Genomic DNA, 9,626 nt, shown 5'->3' on the forward strand with positions numbered 1-9,626 from the left:
AGGTCAGCACAGCTTTCATTCCACTCATAAGCTATGGAACAGCAGCCTTATTGTCCGGGTGCATCATATTTATAGCTAAAAATCTTACGGCTCTTTGTAAATACCAGGTAAGCCTTGCCATCGGGAGCAAACCCGAGGTGCAGATCATTTGCTTCGTTCGCTTCCAGTACAAGAGGAGTAGTCCAATCCTGTGTATCCTTATCGAGGGACACCACCGTGGGGAAATTGGTTTCGTTCCGATAGAAGAGGTACGGTACGCCCAGCGGGGAAAGGGCCAGGTCAAATTTGAGCGACGATCCCGTGGCGGCGCTGATCGGGTTGCCTACCGGCGTCACCTGTTTTGTCTCCGCATCCACTTTAATCACCCTGCTTTTTTCCGCCCCGTCGTTGCTGTTGTCGGAAAAGGCCACGTACACGTCACCCTGCTGATTCACGGCGATGTCGAAATCTCTCAGGCTGATAGCCGTCGCTTTCTCGTCGCTCCACTTGTCAAGAAGTGTCGTCCAGTTGTTGTTGGCATATTTATACACCGAAATACTGTTGGGCGAGACGGCATTGTAGACACCCAGGTAGAGAACATCACCCAGTGTTTCCGACACCTGCAGGTATGCCACCAGGTCCGACGCCCTTCCCGGGATCGTCGTATTATTGGTCCAGGTACCATTTTCGAATGTGTTTACGCTCAGTTCTCTTCTGGCAAGGACATTGTCTTTGGCATCGTACGTAGCCAGCAACATCAGTTTATTATCATTCAAATAGTTGATGGTGTGGTAGCTAACCTTATTAGTAGTAGCTGTAGCACCACCAACGAAACTCCATGTGGAACCGTTCAGTACTTTCACCGATGCCTGCTGGGAGATTTTATTCGTATAATCGACATACGAAACGGTCGGCATGCCCGCCGCGTTGAACGCCATGTCCATGTAGGAGCCCACGCGTCCTTCCGATACCTTTCCGAGCGACGACCAGGTGCCATCCTTCAGTGCCAGTACGCCGAGCGCTTCATCCGCCGAAGTTTCCCTTTCCATCTTGTAGGCAATATATGGCGTACCGTCGGGGCTCACTTTCATAACTAGCGATACTGCCGAGTCCCCTGTTACCGGAGGCAGCGCCGTCCATACATAAGCGGGAGCTTTGCCAATTGTTACTGTGTACTTAACGTTTGTAGTACCTTCCGACACAAAATAATCTACCGGCACCGTGAAGTCATTTGCTGTCACGCCGCTTTGTTGCACAACGTCACCCACTTTAACAACATCATTATCTGTGACAGTAAAACGTGCCACCAGCTTGCTTTTATCCACTTCCTCAGGAAGCAGAACTGTGATGTTCGTTTGTGTCACCGGGGATACTTCATAATCCTGAACAATCAATCCCTTATTGTCTTCAACATAGAATCCGAAGGAGGTCATTCCGGCCTCATATACAATCACCTCCGGATCATCGCTTGAGCAGGAGGCCAGTATGCCGGCCAGTAAAATACCGGCAGACAGAAATAAACTTTTCAATTTCATAATTACATCTGTTTATTGATTAGTGATTAGTCTGTTTTTTTTGTTTTGGAAGCAATATAGCTTCAATCATACTGTCTTCATTGTAGTAAGCAGCAAGGAAGTCCGACAACTCCTCTGCGCTAATACCGCGCACAATATCCGGGAAGTTGGAAATATAATCCCAGTCGTTTTCTTCATTAAACGTTGTGTTTCTTATATAAGAACTCCAGTAGGTATCCCGCTGCACGTTCACTGCCATGTCGTTGATCAGGCTCAGCTTCACATTTTCCAGTTCCGGGACAAAACTCTCCGGGTTTGCGGCCATCTCGTTCAGGATGGTTCTGACCTGGTCTATCAGCAACCGGCTGTTTTCGGGATTTGTGGCAAAGGAGATCGTGTTCCGTGCCAGTTCGGCAGGATATTTCCGCAAGCCGGCGCTCACGCTTACACTGTACACCATGCCCATCTTCTCGCGAAGCTCCGCGAGAAGCTTCGTTCGCAGCACGCCACTCATCAGGTCGCTTTGCAGGCCAAAGCGTTGCGTATCGTCCGGTATGTCGGAATACTGAAAGATCAGCGAGACAACGCCCCGTTCCGAATCGCCGGCGGCACGTGTCAGCTGCGCGGCAGTGGTCCTTATTTTTCCACCGTCGTACCGGTACGGCGTTTCGTGGTTCCCCTCCGATGCGGGCAGTGAAGCAATGTATCTCTCTATGTAGGGAGTCAGCTTGTCGAGCCCCATGTCCGAAATAATCACAAAGGTGAACCCGTTGGCATCTCCAAAGGCCTGATGGAATAACGGCACCATGCGGTCGAACTGCAACTGGGCTTCCATCACCGAGTCGGTCATCTCCCTTGTCACATAATCTTCTCCCTTCATCAGGTAGTTCAGATCCCTGAAAAAAATGGTCTGATCGGTAATATTTTTACTCTGGTAGTTTTCTATTGATCTTTTTTTTGCCAGTTCAAATACCGAACGGTCTGCTTTGGGCTGTGTCCATTTTAAATACAATAGCTGAAACATTGTTTCAATATCTTCAGACGATGATCCCGCAACCATACCGGCTCTGGTACTCTCAATCAGCAGCCTCACCGAGGCAGAGCTGCCAGCGAGATAATATGAAAGCTCATCTCTGGAGAAATTACCTGCCCCGCTAAGAGATATCACATTGGGAGAGAAAACGCCATTCACATAGTCGGTTGAATCCAAAGCAAACAAACCGCCTTTCCTGTATGCCGACATGCTTATCCTTTCTTTAGCCGACACCGATTCTTTGTATATCAGCCTTATTCCGTTGGACAAGAGAAGCTCTGTTCCTTTAATCGCCGGTATCTCTTTTTCGCTGACAATTCGTCCCGCTACCGGTTCCTCCTCCAGTAACTGAGAGGGCACTTCAATCTCAATATGATAGGGGTCAATCGCCTTGTTAAGGACGGAATCCACAAACTGAAGCAACCGCACAGAATCGGCTATGCTGTTCTCTTCAAAGGATGAAAATATATAATGAGTCCGGGCGGGGTCAGCCAGCTGATGTAACTCATCGACTATGGATACCGAGTCGATACAGTCTATATATTTTTTTGTCAGGCGATACTCTTCCTCCGGGGTTGTAATCATGTAGTCCTTGTAGAAATCGGCATAGACCTCGTCCATCAGTACTGAAGAGCTGGTCGGTTGTGTCGATTTTGCAGCCCTTTCTTTTGAACTGATGAATGCTCTTTTCACCTTTTCAATCTCTGCGGGAAGAAAGCCGTACTTGTATATTTGTGACAACTGTGATGTAAAGAGTGAGACACCCTCTTCAATTTTGTTAGGCATCAACTCTACCGATGCCATCAGGATACCTTTTGTATTCAAAAAGTCTGAAATACCAACGCTCCCTTTTGCATAGCTGTTATTTGTAAATGAAAGGGCATTCAGCCTGTTTCTGAACAACCTGTTCAAAAGAGTGCGTTGCAGATATGGATAATACTCGCTTTCCTTTCTTACCGGCTCCGAGAGAGGAACAAGCTGGATCATTGTCAGATCAGGTTTTTGGAGATCCTTGTTTATAACCACCCTTGCTTCCGCCCTGGCGTAATCGGGTATGGAGTGTTCTGCCGGATTATCCCTGTTTATGTCTTTCATCCCCGAGAACTTACTTTTTATCATCTTCTCAACCTTCACAGGGTCAATATCACCTACAACCGCAACGGCAGTAAGCCCGGGACGGTACCACGACTCGTAATAATTACGCAGTGTTTTGTATTTAAAATTTTGGATAACAGCCGTGTCTCCGATCACTTTTCTCTTTCCGAATATCGAGTTGTTCATCAGCTCATCCAGCAGCACGTCACTCACTTCTGCTTCCGGTTTCTGCTTTGAGAGCCACTCAGACATAATCACCCCCCGCTCCGAATCAATCTCCTCCTCTTCCAGCAGCAACCCATCCAGCCAGTCGGCAAGTATGGTCAGTGTTGTATCCACCATGCCCCCAGTTGTAGGAAGCTTTAATTTATACACGGTTTCGTTATACGAGGTGTGGGCGTTCAGGTCTCTGCCGAATTTAGCCCCCTTTGACTCCAGAAAGCTAACTATCTCATTCCCGTGAAAATGTTTTGTCCCATTAAAGGCCATATGTTCCAGAAAGTGGGCAAGCCCTCTCTGTTCATCCGTTTCATTTACCGATCCCGATTTGATAAACAGCCGGTATACAGCCTCCCCCTTGGGGTAATCATTTGGATAGATATAGTATGTAAGCCCGTTTTTAAGAGTACCTTTTATTAATTGGGGATGCTGTTGAATATCTTTTGCAAAAACAGTCCCCGCAAAGAGGAATATAATTATTAGAACAAGTGGCTTTTTCTTGAAATGCATTATGATTTTGTTATAGTTAGTTCCGATTGATTCTGCGCCGGTCCGGGTAACCCTATTGAGTAGCCCTTGTCATTGCTGATCAATCTTATTTTAATCGTATTATCTTTTGCCGGATCCACAGTATTGGCAATCCATTGGATGCGGATTGGCATATCGTATATTCCTGGGAGGAATGTGAGTTTATTATCTTTATTCAGCAGTTTGTAGTCCACTCCCTCTTTTAGCCCCTCTCCAACAATTATCTCATAGGTAACGGTAACTGTCTCGTTTGAAGCCGGAGCGCTCAGGTACACGTTATAGGTACCAATCATATTTGCTTTTTCTGAAACATTCGCGGTAGAAGATTCATTCACCATAATGTGAATAAATTTCAGATCATAAATGGGATTCTCCTCCAGTCCGCATGATGTGAACAACAGGATCGATAAAGCCAGGAAATGAATATTTTTTTTAGTAAGTCTCATAATCGAATCAATTAATTGTTAACCGTTGGATTTCCCTGCATATTGGTGTTGGCATTTAGCTCAGACTGAGGAATTGGCAGTACAAACAAGTCGTTTGGATACGGAAGATACTTCACGTTAGATTCGGTGCCTGCACCTCTCACCAGATCATCTTTATACCTCACAATATCGAAGAAGTTATGTCCTTCGAAACAAAGCTCCCTGGCTCTCTCCTTTTTTATCAAGAGAAGCAGTTCTTCGTTATTTTTATAATTCATCTGAATATCCGAAACGCTTTTGTTCAACGCCCTTGCAATAATAGCCTTCAGATCGCCTGCGGCTTTTGCCGTATCTCCCTTTCTCATATATGCTTCAGCCCTGTTCAGGTACATCTCCGATACCCTCAATATAAAGGGGTCGTACCTTTCCTGTTCAGGCGTATAGCCCACTTTTATTCTGTATTTGGTAGTCACCTTCAATTCATTGTTATTATCAGGTGCGAACAGCTGCAATCTTATATCATCTGGGTCTGTGTACAAGCTCATCAATGTGTCAGCAGCTGTCACTAACGGGTTATCCGACGAAAAGAACGTACTCAGTGACTTGCTTTTCAGCACCCCGTTCAATCGCAATATTGCCTCTTTACCTGCAGTCAGGTTATTAAACATTGCCAGGTAATCATCGCCCTGTGCAAGCGGCATCCCATCCATTGCTTTTGTAGCATACAGAATGGCATTATCCCAATCTTCCTTATATAGGTAAACCCTGCTTAGCAAAGCCCATACCGCCTCTTTCGACACATGATATGCATCTTGCATGGGTTTGTTGCCGAACAATGCTTCAGCATCCTGCAGGTCTTTTATTATCTGGTCGAACACCTCTTTGGATGTAGCACGTGAAGGCAGATCATCCGGCCCCGGTGTTACCAGTAAGACCGGCACTCCCGGGTGTGAAGCATCTGCCGTATAGTTATAGGGCTGTGCGTAAACCCTGTAAAGGTCGAAATGGCAAAGTGCCCTCATGAACAGCGCCTGTGCCTGCACCTGTTCAATCTCCGCCTTTTGGTTCGGGAATGCATTAATCAACGATGGCGCATACTCCAGCACATTGTTCACATTTGCCATGGCCTCCAGTACCTTTCTCCATATGTACCCCACGGCACCCACTTCCTGTTCCGGATCGGAGGTGAAATTATACTGATTGATCATCTCCACTCCATCACTCACCACATTCAGGTCCACCATATTGCCGGCCACTTCGGGATATTTGTAGAATTCAGAAGAATAATAACTGTACATCTTACTGTAGCTCCCTGTAAGTCCCGCTTTTAATCCCGGAACATCAGAAAAGAAGTTGGGCATTGTTGTCCTTCCCACAGTCTCCACCTCCAGAAAATCGCAGGAGGCTATTGAAAAACAGATGGTGAATACGATCGCTATTTTTGATATTAACTTCATAAGTTTATTCTGTTTTTTGCACACTATTTAAAAACTCAAATCTACCCCCAATGAAAAGCTGGTTTCAACCGGGTAGCCGCTCATAGATTGTTTATAGCTGTTTCTGCCTTTCTTATCGTAAGGTGTCCATATTAGCAGATTATCTCCTATCAGGTTAATCCTGCAACTCTCCACACCGGCAGGCTTTAAGAATCGCTCTGGCAGTGAGTAGCTCAGCGCAATATTTTTGAATTTTACATTTGTTGTCTTATATATATGCCTAGTGGAGCTCATCACCGATTTTGTTGATGTTCCCCAGATCGGTTTTGGAGAAAGGGCCACATCTCCCGGCTTCTGCCATCTGTCCAGCTGGTTAACAGACTGGTTTTCCGACATGATGTTCAGACCGTCAGACATCACGTTGCGACCGAAGGTGCTAAATCCGTATCCTCCCATTACATATGAGAAGAGAGCTCTTACTGAAAAATCCTTGTATGTGAATTTTGAAGTCAGTCCCCCTGTCAGAATAGGTGATGAAGATTTCCATGGAACCCTGTTCCGGTCATTATAAATTCTGGTGAGATTACCTTCGCTGTCATACCATAGCGGGGACCCGTCCCTGGGGTCCACACCCGCCCAGCGTATAATATAGAATGTGTTCAGGTCGTGTCCCTCTCTCCAGATATAATTGCCCATTACTTTCTCAAGGCCATTATATAATTCAACCAGTTTGTTTCTGTTGTGGGCAGCATTTAGCTCCACCCACCAGTCGGTATCTTTATTTCTTAACAGCTCCACATTTAATGTGGCCTCTACTCCCCGGTTGATTATCTCCCCCGAGTTACGGTAGCTTCTGGTGTCACCTGTAGTTCTCGACACATCAAGGTTGCTGAGCAGGTTTACTGTCCTCTTATTATATGCCTCTATCTCCAGGTCCGCGCGATTGAACATCTTTATTCGTATGCCCAGGTTAGTTATATAGGCTGTTTCCCAACTCAGTTTTTTATTGGGGCTGCCCGACATTGATCCGCCCAGCTCTCCCATATAGTTATGGCTTTCTCCGTAGGAGTATAATCCAAGCGCCTCCTGCGACCCTATTCTCGAGTTGCCGTTAGATCCGTATGATAATTTTACTTTCAGCACATTAATGTTGTCAGCCTCGAAGAAGCTCTCGTTGTGGATATTCCATGAAGCACCGGCCGATGCGAAGCTACCCCACTGTGAATCCGAGCCAAAACCAGAATTGCCATCTCTGCGGGCATTCACGGTAAAGTAGTAACGCCGATCGAAATCATAATTGCCTTGCAGGAAGTAAGAGAGAGACCTGGAGACACTCCTTCCGCTGCTACCTCTCTTGTCCACGGCGTAAGACACCTCTTTAATCCTGTCGTTGATAAAGCCCGAACCGCTCGATCCCATTGTCCTTATATCTTTCGAGCTCGCTTCAAATCCCAGTAATCCACCAACGTGGTGCACCCCGAACGTCCTGTCATAGTTCAGTCGCTCAATAGCTGTCCAGGTGACGAAGGTAGAGTTATTCCTATATGAGTAGCCTATTCTTTCCCCGGTTGATGACATCCCCGACCAGTTTGTCCTTGCATTATACCTGTCTTCATTCAGTCCCTGGTAATCAATTCCGAACTGGGTAGTAGACGTTAACCCTTTTATTATGTCATATCCCAGAATAGCATTAACATTCGTCACTGCTGCTTTTTGCCTGTTATCATTCTCTTCTCTCTCCGCCACGGAGTTTAAAAAACGGGATGTCTGCCAGGTAGGATTGCCATACGCATCAAGCCCCGACAACGTTTTATTGTACAGTCTGAAAGATCCGTCGGCATTTAGCGGGCTGTATATGGGTAAATATTTAAAGTAGTCATTGCCAGGCACAAAAACATCATTTATGTTATACGATGCCGCGTATATCAGAGAGAAGTCAAACTTGGGAGACATATCTATCTCCAACTTGCCTCTTATTGAATAACGCTCCTGCTTATTGCCGATAACGGTAGACTGGCCGTTGTAATATCCTCCCGATACATAGTACTTCAGGTCGTTTTTCCCTCCCATCACAGACAGGAACGCGTTTGTCTGATAACCGTTATCATAATACACCTCAGACCAGTCGGTATTGGTAGTGCTGTAACTATTCAGATCGTTGTCCTGAAAAGGAAAACTATTCAGGTCGCGCCCCGAATTCAGGTACGACTCCCTGGCCAGCGTCAGATAATCACTTCCGTTCAAAACTTTAAACCTGGCGCTCTGATTAATTTGTGCTACCCCCGTTTGCAGAGAGAGCCCAACTTTTGTTTTGCCTGCGGAGCCCCCTTTTGTTGTTACAAGTATTACCCCGTTGGCACCGTCAGCACCATATATCGAGGTCTCCGTCGCATCTTTCAAAATGGTTATACTTTCAATATCATCCGCATTCAGGTAAGAGAGGGGACTTATTGAGGTACTCATCCCTGCCACCATATTTGTTCTGTCGCCACTGAAGATACGGGTGCCGTCAACAATCCATAACGGTTCTTTCGATGCACTCATGGATCCTTCTCCGCGCACCCTCAGGTTTAACCGCTGTTTGGTGCTCGATGCATCATCGGAATTGGGCATCACCTGCAGTCCGGGAACGATACCTTCCAGGAGGTTGTCAACACGTCCAACCGGTAAGGTCTCTATTCTGTCAGCGTTTACCTGGAATGCCGAGCCCACCATGTCGGTTCTTTTCTGCACCGTGCCATACGCACCTATCACCACCACATCGTCAAGCATTGCAACATCTTCTTTCAGTGTTACATCTATTCTGCTTTTTCCGTTCCACACCCTCTCCTGTTTTTCAAAACCTATATATGAAAAAACGATTGTCGAGTTAGCCGGTACCTTTAACGTAAAGTTACCGTCAATATCAGTAACAGTACCGTTCGCGGTACCCTTCTGTACAACATTCACACCAATCAGGTATTCACCGTAAGCATCTTTAACAGATCCTTTTGCCTCTCTGTCTTGTGCAGAAGCATAGTTGATTGAAGTAATAAAAAACAAAAGCATACACCAGGTCAGATGCGCTTTACATCTAATCGAACTTTTATTCATGTTCGCAATTTATTATTTAACAATTATTATTCCGTATTTGTGATCATTTCATAAACACAGCTATTCCTTCTCAGTTTCGCCGGGAAGTTATTTTATGGCATTCAGAGCACATAAAATCAAAACGCGCGTAAAGATAGTGAAAAAATAATAATAGGACAGTATAAATTTATATTAAATGACGTTATGTACTAATTTTGAGTGTTATGATATGACAATATTTTCAGCTTTGAGAGTATCAGTCTGCTTGAAAGAATCTAAAATTAGAAGATTTGTCATTATAATCACTGTGTCTGCTCCGAAAACC

The 9,626-nt window shown here is 45.6% G+C and carries 5 protein-coding genes; all 5 read right to left on the reverse strand.

The genetic code is table 11. The features are described 5' to 3' along the window. Positions 1 to 47: 47 nt before the first annotated feature. The 5 genes from B3B27_RS07745 to B3B27_RS07765 are packed head-to-tail and all read right to left on the reverse strand — an operon-like array spanning position 48 to position 9,322. Entirely contained in the window at positions 48 to 1,514 is a 1,467-nt protein-coding gene (locus B3B27_RS07745; RefSeq protein WP_238865921.1) for a hypothetical protein, read from the reverse strand. Positions 1,515 to 1,533: 19 nt separating this feature from the next. Beyond that, a complete protein-coding gene (locus tag B3B27_RS07750) occupies positions 1,534 to 4,350 on the reverse strand; it encodes a M16 family metallopeptidase (protein ID WP_286845668.1) in 2,817 nt (938 codons plus the stop codon). Further along, complete coding sequence (locus B3B27_RS07755; protein WP_286832807.1) at positions 4,350 to 4,814, reverse strand: hypothetical protein; 465 nt, start codon at positions 4,812 to 4,814, stop codon at positions 4,350 to 4,352. Before B3B27_RS07755 ends, B3B27_RS07750 begins: the two co-directional genes overlap by 1 nt. A gap of 11 nt (positions 4,815 to 4,825) precedes the next feature. Next, positions 4,826 to 6,250, reverse strand: coding sequence for a RagB/SusD family nutrient uptake outer membrane protein (locus B3B27_RS07760; protein WP_286847233.1), 1,425 nt, complete (start codon positions 6,248 to 6,250; stop codon positions 4,826 to 4,828). Positions 6,251 to 6,277: 27 nt separating this feature from the next. Further along, a complete protein-coding gene (locus B3B27_RS07765; protein WP_286847234.1) occupies positions 6,278 to 9,322 on the reverse strand; it encodes a SusC/RagA family TonB-linked outer membrane protein in 3,045 nt (1,014 codons plus the stop codon). Positions 9,323 to 9,626 lie beyond the last annotated feature (304 nt).

It is taken from the genome of Proteiniphilum sp. UBA5463, assembly GCF_002427225.1.
GTDB lineage: Bacteria > Bacteroidota > Bacteroidia > Bacteroidales > Dysgonomonadaceae > Proteiniphilum > Proteiniphilum propionicum.